The organism is Thermoplasma volcanium GSS1 (assembly GCF_000011185.1).
GTDB lineage: Archaea > Thermoplasmatota > Thermoplasmata > Thermoplasmatales > Thermoplasmataceae > Thermoplasma > Thermoplasma volcanium.
Window position 1 is genome coordinate 766170 of the sequence record NC_002689.2, and the last position, 20874, is coordinate 787043.

The window sequence follows — 20874 nt, forward strand, 5'->3', positions numbered from 1 at the left end:
TGAGTGCCATGGCAGAGTCGAAAGTTTTAGTAAAGGGAACACCTTTCAATAAACCCGTTATTAAAGGTAAGCTTGAGAATAATTACGATATGAGCCAAGATGAAGTATCTCTTTTACTTTTCTTAAAGACACATGGTGGAAAGATCCCGTTATATAGAATCAAAAATGAAACAGGTCTTAAAGATCCGGAATCAGTCCTTAAAAACCTTATGGACTACGGATTCGCCTTGGAAGATAAGGAGAGGCTAGGAGAAAAAATTGTACTTACAAGTGAGGGTGAGTTTGTAGCTCAGGCTATTAGAGTTAGAGATGAAGAGTTAAGATTAAAGGAAATGAAACAAAAAAAGAACGTCAATCGTTCTTCAGCCCCGCCCCAGTAAGTACAAGTAGGCTATTTTCTAATTTTTTCTTTTTATAAGCTGCAAATACTGTGGATGAGCTGTATTCGGCGTAAATGCCTTTCAACGCCAATTCTTTTCTGGCTTCGATTATTTCGTTGTCGCTTACTCTTATGCATTTTCCATTCTCTCTTAGTATAGACAGCATCTTTTCCAATAAGATTGGCTTTTTCGATACTAGAGCATCTGCTATGGATGTCGCATTAGAATTTTCATCAAATTGTTCTCCGTTTAGTTTGGCACAAACCGGAGATACAGCTTCGGCTTGAACTGCCACGATATTGGGTATTTTCTCTATTTCTCCAGACCTGAATAGGTGTTCGAATCCTGAGTAAAGCCCAATAAGCAAGGTGCCAGCGGAAACTGGTATGAAAATATGATCTGGCATTTTTTCGGTCTGCATAAAAATTTCATATGCGAGGGAACGTATTCCATCCCTAAATTCCGGTCTTAGCACATGGCTTGCATAGTAATATCCAGAATTTTCGGCGGCTATCTGTACGTCTTCACGATTGCCATCTATTTTAACAGCTTCGGCTCCGTAGACAAGAATCTGTTTAAACTTTTGGCCGGATACAGTCTTAGGCACGTAAACCTTTACTTTAAGACCGGCTGCCGCTCCATAAGCTGCAATAGATGCACCAGCATTCCCTGATGAATCTTCAGATATAGTTGAAATATTCTGCGATGGCGTAATATCCCTTATGTGTGAGATCAGAACTTTGCTCCCCCTGTCTTTATATGAAAATGTAGGCTGGTAGTAATCAATCTTGAACTTGACTTCGCCGTAATTGACGATAGGAGTCTCAACTTCTCCGAGAGAAACCCATTTCTTTATGTATGGGAAATTTTTTTCATAGTCGTCTTGAAACTTAAAGTCAGGATATATTTCATATAGATTCCCGCATACAGGGCACCGCAATTCTTCGTTTTTTCTTACATTACCGCACCTTATGCATCTAACTATACAAGGCATCTATGGTAATAGATAAATTTACATAAAAATATAGCTAATTGTCATTTAAGTTCAAAAAAGACTGTTTAAATGCTAACTGTATTGATCGAAGAGGATGTTTTTAAGTCTACGAAGATTATTGAATGTAGAGGCAGCGTACTATTTATCACGAATATGAGACCCTGCGTAAAATAGCCGGCGCTTGGATATTGGGATATCGTGATGCTTCCATTGTTAAGAGTAGTTTTCCCAAAAGGCGATAACATTTTTAGATTAATGTATTCGTAACTGGAACCAACATGAAGTGAAATTTCTACCTGGGAAGCGGTCAGATTTGCTGGGAAAAATTGTATGTAGATGTCGTATGAAAAGGAAGATCCATTGCTTACGTTCATTACATCTGTAACTGCCTGAGGAGTATAGTATTGAGCTTCTGTAAAATACGGTGTAACTTCCGTGTAAAATGTTGCAGCCAGGGCCACAGTTATTGCTATCAGAAGTATAGTAGCAATAATAGGTGACACTGCCTTGTCTTCCATAGCATCATACTATTTTTAAAGCCTGTATAAACATTTTCACGTTGTTTCAATTTTTCGGTTAAGGATCAACAAGTAAATATCTAATATTATACTTAGGTTTATGTTATAGATGGATCGCAGGGATATACCTGGATTGGTATTTGGACTGTTTTCGATCGTCCTGTCAATAGGGGTTCTTATTTATTACTTACCGGATATAATCTACAAGGCAAGCATTATAGCTGAGATGCCATCGGCGTATTATGCGCTTTTATCTTTTAAGGTAAATTCTTTAGAAATCTATACATTTACGATAATTTCGATAATAGTGCTTCTGATATCAATAATATCTTTGCGAAAATTCAATGCTGATAAGACAACATCTTTCTCCAAAATCGGTGGAAACAAGTTTTTCTGGTATCTTTCAATATATGTATTCTTTGATCTTCTCCTATCTTTTATAATTTCAAGCATATACCCATCCTACGGTATAACCTCAATCAATTCCTATCCTCAGTTCCAACAGGTTTACTATTATTCAGTTTCTGTAATATTTGACACTATACTTTTTCAGGCTATACCAATAACTGTTATGCTCGGTATATATGCGATAGTAGCAAAAAAACCCCGCATAATGCTGAATTCATCAGGACTTAATTGGAATATAATTGGCGCCATAGCTATTATATCTGCAACCTATTCTTCTATAATTTACATATTGTTAGGTCAAAACATCTTCTATACCATATCCATCTATGTTTCTTCCATAATTATGACTATAATATACGTTAAGTTTGGTTTTCTAAGAGCGTTTCTTGGAAATTTCATAATTAGCATGGTAAGTTACCTAAGTGTGCTCGTCCATACTTATCCTCTGTACTCTCTTCTGTTCACATTGTATCTATTCGCCTGGGCCTCTGTAGGCATATATTATATGTTCGTAGAAAATGAAGCAAGACATACTGTTCAGAAATCTCAGAAGCAGAAAGAAGAAGTTAAGAGAGAGCCTGTTCAAATTCCGATGCTTGGCCCATCTGACCTATTTATAAGGAGCGTTTGTCCCGAGTGTGGCGGGGTTGTATTTCACGTTAAAGAGGATATGTCTCTAGAATGTGATCACTGCCATCATGTCTTAGCACCGGAGGATGTAGGGCCATTTAACGTTAAGGTAGATATATATGGGCGCCTGCACGATCATTTTTACGAGCCTACTGATATAGGTACACAATAAGTTAAAGAAAGTTTTTTAGATAGTGAAAAAAGGTTCATATTCCTTAGCTACATACGGTATTATGTCTTATGTTTTCAGATGCCGTGATTACGGTTTTGATTGCAGCTATACCCTTGAGGAGGAACGAAAGGAGGACATACCGCCTATGGTTAAGATGCATCTCAGGTATGCCCATGGGATTTATGATTTTACAGATGAAGTTAGGGACAAAGTTCTTTCAGTTATTAAGGAAAAGAAATAGGTATATCTATATTTAAAAGTTTATATTTATCCGGTTAGATACTTTACCCCTGGCTTTTGTGGTCTTATATTTTATTTCTCCAACTTCTCCTGTATTCTTTACGTTTACGCCGAATTCTGGTTGATCAGGAAGGCCAGGAACCCTCATTATCCTGATCTTTTCATCATCAAAAGTCTCATGAATACTCATTTTCTTGAGATCATCCCTGTTTAGGAACTCATCCATTGATATATAGGAAAACGATATTTCCAGATTCTGTTTTACCATCTCATTTGCCTTGGACATTACCTCTGTTATTTCCTCTTCTGTGATATCTGGTTTCTCTATGTCAATCCAAGCCCTATCATCGTATGTCTCGTTGACCCTGCATGAAACGCCCCAGAGTTTATATGAGAGGCCGGATATTAGCCTTAACGCCGTTCTAAACCGCATGTGTACATACCTCTTTTCCCAGTCTATCACCTGTTTAACGCTTTTTCCTACAAGTCCTTGAGGATAAGTATCCATGGAAATCAAGTGTATGTATTCACCATCGTATATCGTATCAACGATTTGATACTCCTTTCCCTCAATTATTACTTTTCCTGTATCGTTTGGTTCTCCAAAGAGTGTAGGATAGAAGATAGATTTATCAACTTTCATATCTGTAAATTCAACAAACAGTGCAGTTCCTATTCCTTCAATCTTGTACGCGTCATTGAGATACAATGCTTCTGTCTTCATACTATTCGTTATCGCACGTTCTTTAAATATTATCCGTTCCATTTGATTGTAAATGGCATAAGGTAATATATCGATTAAATATCCCTTTACGTGCTTTCTAACCTTGATTATTTATACAATCTCAAGAGAGCTGGAATAAAATACGACTTAACTGTGATGAGGGAATTTGCCGATATGCTTGGCCATCCTGAGAGAGACTTTAGGTCTATTCATATAACAGGATCAAACGGTAAAGGATCAACATCTGCCTTTATATATAGTATATTGAGGCAGAAGTTCAGTGTTGGAGTATATACATCACCACATCTAGAAAGATTCAATGAAAGGATCATTGTTGACAATGAAGAAGTTCCAGATGAATACATAGACGGTTTTATAGAAAAATATAGGCCAAAGTTTGATGAACTTTCCAAGGTAAATAGGAACCCTACATTCTTTGAAGTAACTACAATGATGGCTTTTCAGTATTTCAAGGATCGTAAGGTGGATTATGCGTCCGTTGAAGTTGGTCTTGGCGGGAGGCTTGATGCTACAAACATTATCATGCCAGAAGTTTCAGTTATAGCGCAAGTCGGCTATGAACATGCAGATAAGTTAGGCTGTTCTCTTACGTCTATAGCTTATGAAAAAGCTGGGATCATAAAGGAAGGGAGACCTATAGTGCTCCAGGATGATAAGCCTGAAGTTGTAAATGAAGTAAGAAGGATAGCGCAAGTTAAGCATTCCCCTTTAATTACCCTTGATAGGAACAAGATAAAAAATTTACATGTTGATGAAAACGGGACGGATTTCGATTTTGACGGTACAAACGATACTTATCACATACATACTTCGCTGATTGGTGATTACCAGGCTTTGAACGCAGCAACTGCAATACTTGCAGTTGAAAACTCTAAAGTCCAAGTATACAAAAAAGATATAGAGACCGGTATAAGCAGGACTATATGGCCTGGCAGGCTTGAAATAATAGATAGATCACCGCTCGTAATAATTGATGCTGCACACAACCCGCCGGCGGCAAATAAAATGGTGAGAACCGTCAAGAAGGTATTTAACCGTGAACCGACTATTGTAGCAGGAATTCTCTCGGATAAAGACGCTTATTCGTTTTTTAGTGTTTTGAGGCAGTTATCCGGAAAGATAATATTCACTACCCCCGAAGAGAAAGAAAGGGCAGTAGATCCTAACATACTCATGGCTCAATATGGCAATCTATTCAGATCAGCTAGAGTAATACCAGATCCTATTTCCGCGTTCGAACATGCTAAGAAAGTCGATGACTTTGTATTTGTTACAGGATCAATATATCTCATCGGAGTTATACGAGGACTATATGATAAGGCGAATGAAAAGAAGGGAACAAAAATTGTTGTATAATCAACGTTTATTCTCTTCGGTATTCTTATTTTGCTGTTTAAAATGAAGTTGAGAGTAGAGTATTTGGTTCTTGTATCGCAATAATCGACGTATATAATATTAAAGCAATCCAAGGATCATTTATATTTAGATTGCGTTATTTTATAAATATATACGTATTTCGGATTAAAAAGATTTTAGTACTGAGTGTCGTTAATCATATCTCTATGGATAACCCGTTCTCTAAATTCACGAATTCACGTACAATACAAGCGGATTTGTCGTTGCTTGAAGAGAACTATATTCCAGATTCGTTTCCGCACCGTGAAAAACAGATCAACGACATGGTTACTATCCTAAGCAGTATAATGCGCAATTCGCGGCCATCCAATATAATAGTGTATGGCAAAACGGGAACTGGAAAGACATCAACCACGAAATACGTTACAAGGATGCTGCAGGAGGCAACATCCAATGTAGAAGTTATCTATGTTAACTGTGAAATATACGATTCTCCATATTCAATCCTAGTGTATGTAGCCAATTTTGCGGGTGGAGAAAAGATACCTGAACTTGGTTGGCCAGTAGACAGGATCTACCGTGAAGCTGTAGATCGTATAAATGGTACTGGTAAATTCTTCGTTATAGTGTTGGACGAGATGGATCGCCTGATCAAGAAGAGTGGTGGAGATTCATTATACGTACTCTTAAAGTTAATGACCGATGTGGAAAACGTTAAAGTATCGATGATTGGAATAACAAATGATACAACTCTCCTCGAAAATCTTGATTCCAGAATCAAGAGTCGTCTGAACCAAGAAAGCATTGTTTTTCCGCCATATAATGCTACAGAGATAAGGGATATAATAGCGTCAAGACTAGAAAAGGTGTTTGGGCCAGGTGTAGTGGATGATACCGCCATTAACCTTTGTGCCGCAATTGGGGCGCAGGAACACGGAGATGCCAGAAAGGCAATCGATCTCATGCGAATAGCAATAGAGATCGCTATCAGGGAAAACAGGCTCAAGGTTACCGAGAAGGAAGTATACGAAGCAAGGGACAAATACGAAATGAATGTAATGCATGAAGCCATAAATACGCTCCCGATCCACTCTAAAATAGTTCTTTTAAGTGCTATAGTCACACAGGAAATTGAGCCAAATTCCGTTATAACAGGGGAAATATATGAAAATTATCGCAGGATCTGCGAAGATCTCGGCTTCACGCCACTCACACCAAGAAGAATTAGCGATCTTTTAACTGAACTTTCTGACTATGGCCTTATCGTAGTTGACGAAAGAAATATGGGAAAGTATGGCAGAACTCGTGGATTTTCCGTTGTGAAAGAGATCGAAACGATCAAAAAATACCTTATGGAAGATGAAAACCTATCTATGTTTAAAACCTCAAAAATGACAAAACAGGCAAGATTTGATTCTTAAAAAGAATTAAAGGGGGCTTAATACCAGCCCCTTACTTTCATCGCATCAGCGACTTTCTTTACTGCAATCACGTACGCTGCAGTCCTAGGATCTACATGGTATTTGTCCATAGTATCAAGGACTTGCCTTGCAGCTTTAGTTATTTTCTGATCTAATTTGTCGTAAACCTCCTCTGTAGTCCAGTATTCTCCGTAGTTGTTCTGTACCCACTCGAAGTATGAAACTATGACACCTCCTGAGTTAGAGAGAACATCTGGTAGTACTAGTTTTCCTTTCTTGTATAGAATCTCATCTGCCTCTGGCGTTGTAGGTCCGTTTGCAAGTTCGAGTATTATCTTTGCTTTTATCTTGTCAGCATTCTTTTCAGTTATCTGTTCTTCAATGGCTGCAGGTATTAGTACATCCACATCAGATTCAAGTAGTTCTTCATTTGTAATAGGTTTCGATCCAGGGAAGCCAACAACACTCCCTATTTTCTTGCTCCAAGCCAACAGATCATCGAACTTGAATCCATTTTCACTGTAAATACCTCCCTTTATATCTGAGACCGCAACCACCTTTGCACCGAACATTTCCTGTACGAACTTTACAGCGAACTGACCTACATTTCCGAAACCCTGAACGGCTACGCGTGCCTTGGAGAGATCGAGGCCGATCTTCTTAGCGCCTTCCCTAAGGACGAACATCCCGCCCTTACCAGTGGAATCAAACCTACCTAACGAACCACCGACTTCTAAAGGCTTACCAGTTATTACATTAGCAGCAGAATGTCGTACGATGTTTTCATACTCATCCATCATCCATGCCATAATTTGTGGATTTGTGTTGACGTCTGGAGCCGGTACATCTACTTCAGGGCCTATGAAATCTGCTATTGCCCTGATGTAACCTCTGCTTAACCTCTCAAGTTCTCCCTGGCTGAGCGTTGATGGGTCGCATATTATGCCCCCCTTCGCGCCGCCATACGGTATGTCAGCTATGGCGCACTTCCAGGTCATCCACATGGAAAGCGCCTTAACCGTAGATAGAGTCTCCTGGGGATGGTACCTAATCCCTCCCTTAGCCGGACCCCTAGCGATGTTGTGCCTTACTCTAAACCCAGTGAAAACCCTAACCTTCCCATCATCCATTTTCACTGGTATGCTCACCTGCAAAATTTTCTGAGGTGAACTTAATATCTCTAGAGCCTGCTCGTCTAGGTTCAAAACTTTTGCGGCTTTGTTTAACTGCTTTAGGGCTATCTCAAAAGGATCTTCTTCAATTTCCTCCTTTACTGGAGCCACTTGTTCCTTGGCGATCTCAAGTGGATCTGCTTTTCCAGACATACAGTCACCATGTCCATAAGGACAAAACCATAATTACGATTATATAATTTAAGTTTATCTGAAAGTATTTATCACTCAATGTGAATTATTGGTATTGTATGTGTTATCATTATGCAAGTAGGAAAATATTATTTAATATGGAAAAAAACATAAAAAAGAAGGATACGGAAAAAATTCTTATAAGAAACCTTTAGGTTTTAAGCTAAATCTCTAATACATCCCTCTTGCCTTCATGGCGTCTGCGACCTTTTTTACCGAGATTACGTATGCAGCTGTTCTTGGATTTATTTTATACTTATCCATGGCATCAAAGACCTCGTGTGCAGCTTTGGTCATCTTCTTGTCTAGTTTTTCGTAAACCTCTTCTGCAGTCCAATATTCTCCGTAGTTGTTCTGTACCCACTCGAAGTATGAAACCGTTACGCCCCCTGAATTTGAAAGAAAGTCTGGAAGGTCAAGTCTTCCTTTCTTGTATAGAATCTCATCTGCCTCTGGCGTTGTAGGTCCGTTTGCAAGTTCGAGTATTATCTTTGCTTTTATCTTGTCAGCATTCTTTTCAGTTATCTGTTCTTCAATGGCTGCAGGTATTAGTACATCCACATCAGATTCAAGTAGTTCTTCATTTGTAATAGGTTTCGATCCAGGGAAGCCAACAACACTGCCTGTTTTCCTCTTGTGATCGAGGAGTGCTTCGTAGTTTATTCCATCTGATTTAAATATGCCTCCTTTAGTGTCTGAGACCGCAACCACCTTTGCACCGAACATTTCCTGTACGAACTTTACAGCGAACTGACCTGCATTTCCGAAACCCTGAACGGCTACAGTAGCTTTTGAAAGATCGAGACCTACTCTCTTTGCTCCTTCCCTCAAAACGTACATGCCCCCCTTCGCTGTCGCATCGCCTCTTCCTTCGGAACCTCCAATCTCTAAGGGCTTACCGGTTATTACGTTCGGTGCAGAATGTCGTACGATGTTTTCATACTCATCCATCATCCATGCCATAATTTGTGGATTTGTGTATACATCCGGCGCCGGTACATCTACTTCAGGGCCTATGAAATCTGCTATTGCCCTGATGTAACCTCTGCTTAACCTCTCAAGTTCTCCCTGGCTCATTGACTTAGGGTCGCATATTATGCCCCCCTTCGCGCCGCCATACGGTATGTCAGCTATGGCGCACTTCCAGGTCATCCATGAAGCTAAGGCTTTTACAGTGGAAAGAGTTTCGTCAGGATGGTATCTTATCCCACCTTTTCCAGGGCCTCTTGCTGTATTATACCTTACTCTGAAGCCGGTAAACACTTTTATTTTTCCGTTATCCATTCTCACTGGAATGCTAACCTGCAAGATCTTCTCCGGTTGTCTTAGTATTTCAAGAGCTTGTTCATCTAGGTTCAACACCCTTGCAGCCTTATCCAGTTGCTGCAGTGCCATCTCAAATGGATCTATACTTTCTGGCATATCATTCACCTTATTTTTAAATATCTATTGCAAGAATGATATGCATTAATAATATATGAAATTAAGTTTCATGATATTAAGGTTCATGTTATGTGTATGACCGGCTTGCCAGGAACGGCGATTTTTCCATTTATTATATCTCCGGTATTTATGGATACATCGGCTTTTACTTGGCGACTGATATAGGATGAATTGCGCCTCAAGATGTCTATTTCGTTAAATGGATAGACCACTATGTCTTTTCTCCTCTTGGCAAGATACTGGAGATACCTCTTCGATCTTTCTGAAACAGAGTTGCTTAGGAATTCTCTTGAAGCCTTAATAACATCTTCGTTCGCTACTGTTATTTCTACGCTTTTTGGTTCAATTCCAGTTACTGATATTATATTGTTTATGTCTTGTATTATGTGTTCCACGTAGTCCATAACCTGGTAGAATTCTGAAGTAGAGAGTCCATAAACTTTAGCAAGTCTTTCGTATTTCTCTGCAAAATTATCATCGAAGGGATTGATTGAAACATAGGTATTAGATACATATCTGTGCCAATATTCCTCTGCATGGTGCGAAATTACAGGCATCAGAGCCCTCAACCAGTCCGCGATAATTGAAGCTAAAGATCTATTTTGGCTGGCACCGCGGTTAACAGCATACTTCAGGTCGTTTAAAGTTCCGTAAAATATGTTTATGTAAGCATCCCTTATTTGGAATCCATCCATTTGATCCATAAATTGTTTTAATCTCTCGGCAAACCTTGAAACAAACCAAGTCTCTTCGAAATTTAGTTCACTGGTATCAGGTTTAAAAGAATCCATTATGGTCTTGAATTCATTGAACCTTCTTACTATGTTTGAAAGGTCGTTTTCATTCCAGTCCATCGTTGACGACACATCTGCCTGAACAGCAACGTACAGTCTGTATATGTCCGCTGAGTATTTTTTTGTTATTTCTAGAAGTGAAACAACGTTTCCCTTGCTCTTTGAGATCTTTGCTCCATTGGATACAACTAAGCCGGATATTATTAATCCACTTGGCCATTTTTCTGGTGGGAATATTGCTGCATGGTTCATTACATAAAATGAGAGGTGATTCGATATATGCGGAACGGCAGTTAACCTTATATCGACGGGATACCAGTATGAAAATTCGTTTCGTGCTGTTCTTTCTTCATCATTTTGCACTTCTCCGCCATCAAATATCCTTTCAATTGCGTTTTCGTCAAGTTTTCCATTTTCGTATAGTTTTCTCATTTGTATAGATGTTGTGTATACGGCTGGATAAATAGTAGAATCTGAAAGTGATTCTATTACCCATCTATCATCGAACGGCAGCTTGGTGCCCAAGCCCCTTCTTCTGGCACATGGTCTCTCTTTAAGCCAATCTATGGCATCATTCATCACGTTTCTATACATTTCAGGATAGATCATCATCCTATTGAGCATATCGTGGGACAATTTTTTAAGCCAATCCGCCGAGTAGTCTATAAACCACTGGTCGGGTAGTACAGCGACTATTACTTTTGAACCACCTCTAGTCACTGCTTTTCTGGATGTTTCGTAGAAGATGATTGCCTTGCCCGATCCTATAAGGTCTTTTTTTATCTTTTCCCTTGCATCCCTTACGGTTAACCCTGTGTATTCTCCAGAGTTGACTAACTTGCCGTAATAAAATTCACTTTTGTAAAGTTCCTTGGTAGCCTCATCTAAGCCTTCCTTTGAATTAAGATCAAACTTTATTTCAACCTCCGGCATTTTAAGTGGTGCCTCTATTACAACCGGAGTCTGCCCGCTTTTCTTTCTTCTGTAGTAAACAAAATCATATACTGAATGTGATGGCACAGAATATACAACTCCAGTACCGTTATCGGTGTCTACAAAGTCAGCTTTGTATACTGGCACTTCTTTTCCAAATGGAGTGGTGAACTTCTTTCTTTGTATACTCTCTGCTGATATTGGGCCGATCACAGATACGTCATTTCTTTGGTACTTAAGTTTATCGACGGCTTCTTTAGACACAACTGCGATTTTATCACCAATTTTTATCTTAACGTATTCTCCAGTAGGATTAATCCATATATTTGTAACCCCGAAAAGTGTTTCAGGTCTTAGGGATGCCGCAATAAGTGAATATGAATTCGATTCAAAGAATACTGCGGTGTATTCCTCAACAGAAACTTTGTCTGTATCCCCATCCTTTATGTCATCTTCTCCCACTGCATTGTCGTCATCTATGCTATATAGGATAGGATATTTATCTTGTTTTATCAATCCTTTTTCATTAAGTTTGTGGAATTGCCATTTTACAACATTTTGGTAAAATTCATCTGCTGATGTGAACTTCCTCGTCCAATCTATTGAATAGCCAAGGTGTTTAAAATCATTTATTATCGCGTTTGAGAAATAATCCGCTATATTTCGGGGATCTTTGAATTTTTCAAGCCAGCCATCTATGTCTTTTTCCCCATACTCTGACAAGTACGATCTGTATAGCGCGATTGTGCTCGCATCTCCCGCCCTTATTCTTTCCGAGAAGGCCAGGATCGGTGTACCACTTTGGTGAAATCCCATTGGAAACAGAACATTATAGTTTCTGGATCTCTTGTATCTAGCTATTATATCTCCAAGCGTATATGTGCGGCCGTGTCCTACGTGTAGTGATCCGTTGGTATATGGCCAAGGTACGGTGATCATAAATTTCTTGCGCTCATCGATTTTAGGTTCGAACACATGATCTCTTTCCCAGGCATTTTGCCATTTCTCATCTATGTTCATATATATCACTCTACTATTAGTACTGCCGCAGCAACGACTGTAGTCCATTCATCATGGCTTAGAACTACAGCTGTCGCTGATATATTACCTGTAGTTAGGATTTTATCCTCAAGAACATACTCCTCTTTTTCCTTATCATAAATTAACTGTGAAGTAGATCCGAAGGTAGAGGAAAGCATTTCAGCAGCGAGCTTCTCTGCAAAAGATCCGGCCACCTTTTCAGTTTCACCGAAGCTATGATGTTCGCTTAGGTAACCCCACTTGCTTTTATCTCTTGGTATCGCATACCCAATAGCTGCTGATATCATTCTATTAAGTTCGTTTGATGTATTCCTTGCTAAAACTGTGAACAATATCTGGCCAGGGGATAGTTTTTTCAGCCCTTCCTCTTTACTAACCATTTTAGCATGTGGAGGAAAAATTGAGCTTATACTGGATAGATTGAATTGGGCAATTCCAGCATCCCTCAGGGCAGCTTCGAATGACTCCAATTGTGTTTCTCCGCGGCCTACTCCTCTGGTAAAGAATATTTCACTTGGCACAAATCCAGACATGCAGAACTGATCTTTATACTTCTTATATTACTTTTGCTGGGTCTTTGAATTATCGGTTTGATTTTACGCGTGTATTTTGCATTGCAGTTTTTTATTACATTAAATTCACGTATGGTGTAAAATTTCACAAATATATATTCGTATCTACTTCAAAAACATTATAAATGTTAATATTCCTATTTAACACTAAATAAATAGACAAAAAAATAAATATTCTAGATGCATGTTTTATATATGGAGTCTTCGTTTTCAAAAGGCTACAAGAAAGACCTTTCCCTTTTCAACTTGGTAATGCTGAATTCAATGGGGATGATAGGCTCTGGATGGCTCTTTGCTGCCCTTTATACATCATCCTATGCTGGATCATTTGGGTCAATAGTGTCTTGGATTTTAGGCGGTGTAATCGTCGCTTTAGTGGCCCTAACGTTCATGGAGGTTTCGTCTGCCTTTCCGCTTGCAGGAGGATCGACACCCATGGGTGAATTCGCCTTTGGGAAACTAGGAGGCTTTATCGCTGGGTGGGGAGCATGGATATCAGACATAATGACGCCGCCAATTGAAGCAGTTGCTATGGTTACTTATCTCTCGTTTTTCGTTAAGGGGCTTATAACGCCATCTGGGATACTTCTTCCGCTTGGTTATCTTGTCGTAATAATCGTATTGATCGTAATATTCTTAATTAATCTGCAAGCAGTAAAGGTATTTGGAAACGTAACGAGTGGAATAATGATTTGGAAATGGGCTGTACCAGCATTAGCTGTCATCACATTGATAAGCCTGGCTTTTCATCCTTCCAATTTTGCTATAGCCGGAAGGTTTTATCAAGGATATTCTGGTATATTCTATGCACTTGTCCTTGGTGGAGTAGTGTTTTCATTTGAGGGTTTCCGCGGGGCCATAAATATGGCTGCTGAATCCCAGCATAGAGACTACATTTGGAAATCGGTAATTATTGCTGTGGGGGGTTGTGCTTGCCCTTTATTTAGCAATACAGGTAGCTTTCATCGGTGCGCTTGATTGGAACAAAGCTGGTGTTTCTCTTGGGGATTGGGGATCTTTAAGCACATCTGTCCTGTTAAGCGGGCCGTTTGCTGAAGAAGCTAAATTTGTTTGATTGGGATGGCTGGTATTTATACTGCTCATAGATGCAGTGGTATCACCAGGGGGTGCAGGGCTCAGCTATGCTGCCTATCCAGCTAGGATTTTTCAATCTATGGCGGAATTTGGATATGCCCCAAAATGGTTCAAGGAGCTTAGTAAAAAGAAGGTGCCTGCTCGTGCACTAATTCTGGGATTTTTTGTTGGCCTCGTATTTCTTTATGAATTTCCAGGTTGGGATCTGCTTCTAGGTATACTCACCTCTACTCTCGTAATAGGCTACGTAATGGGCCCCGCCTCCATAAACATATTAAGAAAGCATGCACCTAACGTTGAAAGGATGTTTATGCTGCGTGGTTCTAGTTTTATTGCCCCGATTGCATTCATCTTTTCTTCACTAATAATATATTGGTCTGGATGGCCTCTGTCCGGAGAAGTCGTAGTTGCTGTCATAGCAGGCTTGTTCATGTTTTCCTATTTCACACATGTAAACGACTTTGATTGGGTAGAGATAAGAAGCGGTATGTGGCTCGTAGCGCTCTTATTTGTCATTGCTGTACTATCAGGTTACGATTTCTGTTAACAATGTTAACAGCCACCTTTGGAAGTTATCATCTGTCTTATGCTTAAACTTCGTGGATATAACCCTATACCCTCTATCCCGTTAGCAAAAGCTTCGGGGATTGCTTTCTTTATTATGTTGTACGACGACTGTAGATCAGCATGAATCAACTTTCCAGTTGCAGATTGGAATATGCCCCTATGAATCCGCTTGCCCATGTATGTGCCATGATGCTCTATGCTCTCATTGTCCAGGAATGAACATTTGCTTGTGTAATCCTCGTTCTGCATTATGACAGTGATCCCAATCTCTTCGGCTTTGTATTTTATCTGGGATATGAGCATGTTGAATGGCAGCTGGACAAAGTTCTGGTTATTCTTCTTTCCCATGTTGGATGAATCCTTCCATCTGTTGTTATGGCCTATAACTATTGTATCGATGTTCATGATCTTTGCATACTCCACAATGGATTTCGAAACCTTATGCATGATGTCCTTGACTTTCCTGTTTCTCTTCATGAAGAGTTTTCTTATCTTCACTGTCTGTTTTCTCTCATTTCCCTGGAGATCGTTTATGCTCCTATACCTTGCAAGCTCCTTGTTGAAGTACTGGTTGATCGATTTGAGCAATCCTGCCTTTACAGCAATCCCTCTTTCATGGATGTTGTTACCTATAGTTACAAGATTCCTCACACCGATGTCGATGCCCATGACCCTTTTCGGTTTTGTTATGGGTATGTCCGCTGTCTCCTTCTCGTACACTATTTCTATCATGTATCCTGTGCCCTGAGGCACTATCCTTACTTCTTTCAGCTTAATTTCATTTTCATTCAGCCTTGTTTTTACCTCCATGTTCATTATCTTAGGGAATTTCAGTATACCATCCCTGATCCTGCACTGCTGATTCGTAAAGACAAGCAGGAACTCACCATCTGTTTCCTTATATCCCGGCAATCTAGGCCTTCCCTTGAATTTATCAGGATGCTTCTTCCATGCTTTCATGGACTTGAAGAATGAATACCATGCCATTACAGTCTTTTTTACTGTCCACTGTGCTGTCTGTGCCGGCAACCTCTGGTAGTTGTTGTGATCCTCTATCTCGGATGGTTCCTGGAATAACTTCACAAGATCCCTATAGCCAGTGAGTTTCTCCCCCTTCAGGAACTGCTGCCTGAGAATGTAGTTGACCTGGTTGTAGAGATTCTTGGAGAGATGGCACATATATGAGATGGTATCATTTTCCTTCAGGTATATCTGTTCTGTTCTCCTAACCTTCATACCCGACCTCGATGTAGTGATTCTTTCGTTTGGAATACATCTTCATGGAGTAAGAGTGCAGCATTGAAACTGTTTCTTCAAAGACTTCCTCAGAATCAAGTTTTGTACTGCCTACTTCCGAGCATGTAAAAGTGCACTTATTGTATATCCGTTCATAAAACACCACTGCTTCATCTGGTCTATCTGGTTCTGAAGATCGTTCTTCTGCTTTGCCGTTGATACACGTTCATACAGCACAGTTTTTCTCTTAACATCCTTGTTAAGGATTTTATAAACGTCTTCCTCATTGTAATTGTATCGTTTGTTCGGCATCACAGTGTACCTGATCCTGCCATCCTTTGAATAGACATGAAGAGTTTTTCTGGATATCTGCAATAAATTCAAAACTTCTTCAGCTTTCATGGTCAATGTATTATACATAATAGGTATACATCATTATCGTTTTAATTAACCATACACTGATCCATCGGTATATGGGGGAATAAACATCGTGCCGTTTCCATATGATTTCATAGTGACTGCCCTAGTGTCACTGGGTTTTTACTTTTTGTCGCAGTCTTCGGGAATTAAGTCAAAATCCCTTGATACGTATTTGTCTGATTTGGAGAGAAGGTGATGTATATGGAGATGAAAACAAAAAAAGCGGTATTGATGAGTTCACTTGCACTATCTATAATTGCATTTCTACTTGCTCTTATCCTTATGCAGCCTAATTCAGCTGGTTATCCAGAAGTACCTGCAGTGCCAACTTACGTATTGTTTGGACTTTCGGCAGCGTCTTTCGCTGTTTTCATATATGAATATTTTACGGCGACTAGGACATAAAATTATAAAACTGTTATTTATTTTCACTTAGAGTTTCTATGTAAATAACATATTTGCGCTGCCCTGAATATTCGAATCCCATCTTTTTGTACAGATCTATTGCAGGGTTACCTTCTGACACGATAAGGGAGACGTCTTCTATTTTCAGGTTCCTCAAGGCCTTAGCCGCCTCGTTCAGTAAAGCCGTTGCTATTCCTTTATTTCTTTGTTCTTTCGAGACGAATAGATCAGATATGAAGTACTCACCTGTACCCAGGTATTTCACAGTTATTAGACCTCCTTGTATCTTCTCACTGCCATAAATGAAGCTTGCTTCTGGTACTATTGTGCTTTCTGTCCCGTTGATTTCCTCTTCGATATAAGTAATCCTACCAGATTCATTGCTTGGCAACAGAGTGAGATCCACGGTGTCTTTGAACGCTTCATATTCTGCTTCAACAAATTCCTTTATCTTTTTTTTATTAAAAGATTCGACCTTTATTGTTTTTACAGATCTATTAGCTAGATCATTTGTTTTGGCGGTAAGTTTTATCCTTGTCACCTTCGAGTATCCAAGCTTTGCCAATATATCATCACACTCATCGTTAGCATTGAATATTTCATCAAGGAAAACTCGTAAGCCACCAGAATTTACGTGGATCCATTCTAAAAGATTCTTGAGGCGGATATCGTTGCAATAGTCCTTTTTCATAAAACCTATATTTCCAATGCTCCTATCGCCGTACATTGAATTGATCATAAAGGCGTATCCCATAACTTCATCCCCATGTATAAGGACGCGATTTTTTATTTCGTTGTTTGTTAATTTTTCTATAAGGATGTTGAATCTCTTTTCGTTGCTAGGGTCTGGATAGTACCGGCTTACGAAATCTATATATGGCCTGAGGATAAGATCCCATCTTAGGTTAGCGTTATCCATATCTATTCCACTTCCTTATGTCTTGTAACGATAAAATGATGATCCATAATCGCCATTGCTATACGGCGTTAGACGTAGAAACAATTTAATAATTGACGGTTATTTTGACGACGATGATAATGGAGAACGAAGAGAGAACAGAAAAATACAACGAAGACGCTCTCCGGTACTCGGAATACTATAAAGGCAAAATTCAAACTATGTCCAAAGTCCCTGTAAGAAGTCTTGACGATTTTTCGATCTGGTATACTCCGGGTGTCGCAGCTGTCTCAAGAAAGATTGCAACCGATCATGATCTCTCTTTTGAGCTGACAGGTAGATGGAACACGATTGCTATTCTTACTGACGGTACCCGGGTTTTAGGTTTAGGGAATATAGGGCCAGAAGCTGCAATGCCTGTGATGGAAGGAAAGGCCCTGATATTCAATTATCTTGGCGGGGTAAATGCTATACCTGTTCCGATAAGAGTATCTTCGAGGGAAGAATTCGTTAGTGTGGCGAAGTCTTTGGAACCATCCTTCGGTGGTATAAACCTTGAGGATATTGAATCTCCAAAGTGCTTTTTCCTGCTTGAGACGTTACAAAAGGAAATGAATATACCAGTATGGCACGACGATCAGCTAGGAACTGCTTCGATCACTCTTGCTGGAATAATAAATTCAATTAGAATTGTCGGTAAAAAAATAGAGGAAGTTAAGGTTGTGTTCAATGGTGCTGGTGCGGCAAATATAGCTGCAGCTTACTTATTCAAAGCTGCAGGATTCAAGAAGGAAAATATCATACTAGTTGATTCTAAAGGCGTGCTGCAACCGGAACGTCAGGATATGGATTCGCTGATGCTTAACAATCCATGGAAGTATCAGCTTGCAATAGAAACAAACGGTGAAAGAGTAAAGGGAGATCTTAAGGAAGCACTGAAGGGAGCAGATATACTGATTTCAGCAGCAAAATCTGGGCCGGATACCGTTGATGCAAAGCTAGTCAAGGAAATGAATAACGATCCAATAGTATTTGTCTTAGCAAATCCAATACCAGAAATGTGGCCCGAAGAAGCAAAGGAAAATGGAGCTAAGATAGTTGCTACCGGTAGGAGTGATTTTCCGAACCAGATAAATAATAGCCTTGTTTTTCCAGGTGTTTTCAGAGGGGTTCTCGATGCAAGAGCCAAAGGTGTAAACTTTGACGTCATGGTTGCTGCATCTTACGAAATCGCCAATTTCGTTGAGGAACCTACAGCAGAAAAGATAGTACCAACAATGGAGGAATGGGAATTGTATCCTAGACTTGCCAGTGCAGTCGCAACTAAGACCGTAGAACTTGGACTTGCCAGAAAAATAGACAGCAAGGAAGGATTTTATAAGAGAGCGCGTGATATTATAGAAAATAATAGGAACATCTATAGAAAGATGATGGATCTTGGTTTGATAAGGATGATGCCAAATGGTGAACGTAAATATTAGAAGGATGAAAAAGGAAGACATGGAATCTGTCATGGATCAGTTGCTTCGCCTGAAAAGACTTAACTCTGAATTCGATTGCATATTCAATGTCTCAGAACAATCGAAGGCAGATATCGAAAAGTACATAAACAAGATAATGAACAGTGATGATCACGTTCTGCTCGTAGCAGAACTTGACAACAAAATTACCGGCATTCTCTTTGCCGATATACTATTTAGGATATACTATGAACCAAAGTATGAGGCCAGAATCAGGGAATTTTACGTCATGCCTGAATACAGACGAAATGGAATAGGAAAGAAGCTTATTGATGCACTTAAACGCGAGCTGGATCCTAAGGGAATTACTTTCATAACTGCTGAGTTTCCAGCATTGAACCTTATTGCACAGAATTTTTATAAGAAAATAGGCTACAGGGAAATCGTCACAATATATGGACAGATACATTAAGTGTTTTATTTTCGAACTTCGTAAATTTACATTATTTTTTAAAACTATATACATTCTGGATTATTCAAATAAAATATTTCAAAGGAAATCGATAAAGAAGGACAAATTTTCTGGGAGTGATGAATTTTAAATTAAGCATCTAAGTGTATATGGGAGTTTATCTTAGAAAAGATAAAGCACACCTTAATCAACATTTTTTGCAAGCACTAATTACTGGGCTCTGAAAATTTTATCTCGCGTAATGTCATTGATGAGCCTGATATATAAGATCTTATATATATTTTTAGAAGTTAATGCAGTGTACGGTCAAATAAATCTTATAAGAAGCGGAGGAATTTAAAATAGATCTATTTGCTGACATACTCGCACGGCTAAAGCTCGTGGGGTTCTAAGGTCGCTATCGCTCATAACGTTGCCTCTCTGTGGGTATCAGTGCTCCCCTTGCATGCATCCCTGTCTGCATGCAATCGATCAATGCCTTTCTCAAATACTGGACGCAATGCTATGTTGAACGAAGCATTGGCATCGGCATTATCAACGTGTCCGCAACCCGGACACTTGAATTCCTTTCCTGAACGGTTGCCTTTGAGTCCACACCTTGAACACTCCTTTGAGGTGTTGTATGGATCGACATAGACAACGGGTATTCCAAGTAGTCTGGCCTTGTATTCTATCATCTTTTCAATCTGATAGAACGACCAGCTATTCAGGGGGTACCTGAAATTCCTGCTCGACTTTGCATTCCTTATTCCATTTAGATATTCGAGCTTTATTCCCATCCCATTCTGTTTTGCTTCCTGTACTATCTTCTTCGATACCTTGTGATTCACATCCTTCTCGATCCTATTCTCACGATCCTTTGCCTTCTTCACCATCCTGTACTTGCCCTTCTTCTGAAGGTGTTTCCTGATATTCTTGTACTTCCTGTGGATGTGTTCTGCACTCTTCCTAAGCTTCAAAACATTTCCAGTTTCTGGATTCCCAACAACGGCAATGTGCCCTGTTGTATTCCTGTCCACTACGAGATATGCCTTCGGTTCTATCATTGGATTTTCACGTATCGTTACTGATACGTATGCGAATTCTCTGCCGAGTTCGACCTGGTTGATCTTCTCAAAATCATTCCTGAAATAGTAGCTTAAGGTGAGTTTCAAGGACGGTATGGTTATGGTCCTATCTTCATGGTTAAAATGTATACCCTGAGCAGGTATAGTTAATTTTACATTGTGAACATTCTTTGCCTTTCGGTCTCTGGAATATTTTCTTAATATCTGGTTTGATATTATTGATTTAAGGCCAAATTGACTGAC

General features: G+C 39.5%; 20 protein-coding genes and 1 pseudogene. 10 read left to right on the forward strand and 11 right to left on the reverse strand.

Features of this window, described 5'->3' with window-relative positions; genetic code table 11:
- Positions 1 to 8 precede the first annotated feature (8 nt).
- Positions 9 to 380: a winged helix-turn-helix domain-containing protein gene (locus TVG_RS04060; RefSeq protein ID WP_048053985.1), complete on the forward strand. Its 372-nt coding sequence runs from the start codon at positions 9 to 11 to the stop codon at positions 378 to 380.
- On the opposite strand, the gene TVG_RS04065 is transcribed toward TVG_RS04060, so the two are convergent.
- Complete coding sequence (locus TVG_RS04065) at positions 352 to 1374, reverse strand: pyridoxal-phosphate dependent enzyme (protein ID WP_010917010.1); 1023 nt, start codon at positions 1372 to 1374, stop codon at positions 352 to 354. The two genes, TVG_RS04060 and TVG_RS04065, sit on opposite strands and share 29 nt — an antisense overlap.
- Before the next feature lie 65 nt (positions 1375 to 1439).
- Positions 1440 to 1892 (reverse strand): archaellin/type IV pilin N-terminal domain-containing protein, encoded by a 453-nt coding sequence (locus tag TVG_RS08120; protein ID WP_010917011.1) that lies wholly within the window; start codon positions 1890 to 1892, stop codon positions 1440 to 1442.
- A gap of 109 nt (positions 1893 to 2001) precedes the next feature.
- On the opposite strand from TVG_RS08120, the gene TVG_RS04075 reads away from it, so the two are divergent.
- Positions 2002 to 3102, forward strand: a complete 1101-nt coding sequence (locus TVG_RS04075) for a hypothetical protein (protein ID WP_010917012.1) — start codon at positions 2002 to 2004, stop codon at positions 3100 to 3102.
- A 61-nt stretch (positions 3103 to 3163) separates the two neighbouring features.
- Positions 3164 to 3343, forward strand: coding sequence for a DUF1059 domain-containing protein (locus TVG_RS04080; RefSeq protein ID WP_010917013.1), 180 nt, complete (start codon positions 3164 to 3166; stop codon positions 3341 to 3343).
- A gap of 12 nt (positions 3344 to 3355) precedes the next feature.
- Here the strand turns inward: TVG_RS04080 and TVG_RS04085 are convergent, their stop codons facing one another.
- Positions 3356 to 4108 (reverse strand): alanyl-tRNA editing protein, encoded by a 753-nt coding sequence (locus TVG_RS04085; RefSeq protein ID WP_241760321.1) that lies wholly within the window; start codon positions 4106 to 4108, stop codon positions 3356 to 3358.
- Positions 4109 to 4156: 48 nt separating this feature from the next.
- On the opposite strand from TVG_RS04085, the gene TVG_RS04090 reads away from it, so the two are divergent.
- Together TVG_RS04090 and TVG_RS04095 are read left to right on the forward strand one after the other, a co-directional pair.
- Positions 4157 to 5443, forward strand: coding sequence for a bifunctional folylpolyglutamate synthase/dihydrofolate synthase (locus TVG_RS04090; protein WP_010917015.1), 1287 nt, complete (start codon positions 4157 to 4159; stop codon positions 5441 to 5443).
- A gap of 206 nt (positions 5444 to 5649) precedes the next feature.
- Positions 5650 to 6864 (forward strand): ORC1-type DNA replication protein, encoded by a 1215-nt coding sequence (locus TVG_RS04095; RefSeq protein ID WP_010917016.1) that lies wholly within the window; start codon positions 5650 to 5652, stop codon positions 6862 to 6864.
- Between the two features lie 17 nt (positions 6865 to 6881).
- Here TVG_RS04095 and TVG_RS04100 read toward each other — a convergent pair whose 3' ends face one another.
- The 4 genes from TVG_RS04100 to TVG_RS04115 all read right to left on the reverse strand — a co-directional run bounded on the left by TVG_RS04100 (position 6882) and on the right by TVG_RS04115 (position 12972).
- Positions 6882 to 8189 carry a Glu/Leu/Phe/Val family dehydrogenase gene (locus TVG_RS04100; protein WP_010917017.1) on the reverse strand — a complete coding sequence of 436 codons (1308 nt, stop codon included), beginning with the start codon at positions 8187 to 8189 and terminating at the stop codon, positions 6882 to 6884.
- 210 nt (positions 8190 to 8399) lie between these two features.
- Positions 8400 to 9650 carry a Glu/Leu/Phe/Val family dehydrogenase gene (locus TVG_RS04105; RefSeq protein WP_010917018.1) on the reverse strand — a complete coding sequence of 417 codons (1251 nt, stop codon included), beginning with the start codon at positions 9648 to 9650 and terminating at the stop codon, positions 8400 to 8402.
- Positions 9651 to 9733: 83 nt separating this feature from the next.
- Complete coding sequence (gene leuS, locus TVG_RS04110; protein ID WP_241760322.1) at positions 9734 to 12418, reverse strand: leucine--tRNA ligase; 2685 nt, start codon at positions 12416 to 12418, stop codon at positions 9734 to 9736.
- A gap of 5 nt (positions 12419 to 12423) precedes the next feature.
- Entirely contained in the window at positions 12424 to 12972 is a 549-nt protein-coding gene (locus TVG_RS04115) for a pyruvoyl-dependent arginine decarboxylase (RefSeq protein WP_010917020.1), read from the reverse strand.
- A gap of 234 nt (positions 12973 to 13206) precedes the next feature.
- Here TVG_RS04115 and TVG_RS08790 point away from each other — a divergent pair, with 234 nt between their 5' ends.
- Together TVG_RS08790 and TVG_RS08795 are read left to right on the forward strand one after the other, a co-directional pair.
- Positions 13207 to 13989: an APC family permease gene (locus TVG_RS08790; RefSeq protein ID WP_052268463.1), complete on the forward strand. Its 783-nt coding sequence runs from the start codon at positions 13207 to 13209 to the stop codon at positions 13987 to 13989.
- Positions 13990 to 14086: 97 nt separating this feature from the next.
- Positions 14087 to 14653, forward strand: a complete 567-nt coding sequence (locus TVG_RS08795) for an amino acid permease (RefSeq protein WP_052268464.1) — start codon at positions 14087 to 14089, stop codon at positions 14651 to 14653.
- Positions 14654 to 14658: 5 nt separating this feature from the next.
- Here the strand turns inward: TVG_RS08795 and TVG_RS04125 are convergent, their stop codons facing one another.
- Both TVG_RS04125 and TVG_RS04130 read right to left on the reverse strand, forming a co-directional pair.
- Entirely contained in the window at positions 14659 to 15909 is a 1251-nt protein-coding gene (locus tag TVG_RS04125; protein ID WP_010917022.1) for an RNA-guided endonuclease InsQ/TnpB family protein, read from the reverse strand.
- A pseudogene (locus tag TVG_RS04130) lies at positions 15899 to 16311 on the reverse strand (recombinase family protein). The gene TVG_RS04125 and the pseudogene TVG_RS04130 overlap by 11 nt, the downstream one beginning before the upstream one ends.
- Positions 16312 to 16530: 219 nt before the next feature.
- Between TVG_RS04130 and TVG_RS04135 the strand changes: the two are divergent.
- Positions 16531 to 16734, forward strand: coding sequence for a hypothetical protein (locus TVG_RS04135; protein ID WP_010917024.1), 204 nt, complete (start codon positions 16531 to 16533; stop codon positions 16732 to 16734).
- A gap of 13 nt (positions 16735 to 16747) precedes the next feature.
- Here the strand turns inward: TVG_RS04135 and TVG_RS04140 are convergent, their stop codons facing one another.
- A complete protein-coding gene (locus tag TVG_RS04140) occupies positions 16748 to 17653 on the reverse strand; it encodes a GNAT family N-acetyltransferase (protein ID WP_010917025.1) in 906 nt (301 codons plus the stop codon).
- A gap of 113 nt (positions 17654 to 17766) precedes the next feature.
- Here TVG_RS04140 and TVG_RS04145 point away from each other — a divergent pair, with 113 nt between their 5' ends.
- Both TVG_RS04145 and TVG_RS04150 read left to right on the forward strand, forming a co-directional pair.
- Positions 17767 to 19113, forward strand: coding sequence for an NAD(P)-dependent malic enzyme (locus TVG_RS04145; RefSeq protein WP_010917026.1), 1347 nt, complete (start codon positions 17767 to 17769; stop codon positions 19111 to 19113).
- A complete protein-coding gene (locus TVG_RS04150) occupies positions 19094 to 19564 on the forward strand; it encodes a GNAT family N-acetyltransferase (protein WP_010917027.1) in 471 nt (156 codons plus the stop codon). The genes TVG_RS04145 and TVG_RS04150 overlap by 20 nt, the downstream gene beginning before the upstream one ends.
- Positions 19565 to 19968: 404 nt before the next feature.
- Here TVG_RS04150 and TVG_RS04155 read toward each other — a convergent pair whose 3' ends face one another.
- Entirely contained in the window at positions 19969 to 20850 is an 882-nt protein-coding gene (locus tag TVG_RS04155) for an RNA-guided endonuclease InsQ/TnpB family protein (protein WP_338384163.1), read from the reverse strand.
- Positions 20851 to 20874: the final 24 nt, after the last annotated feature.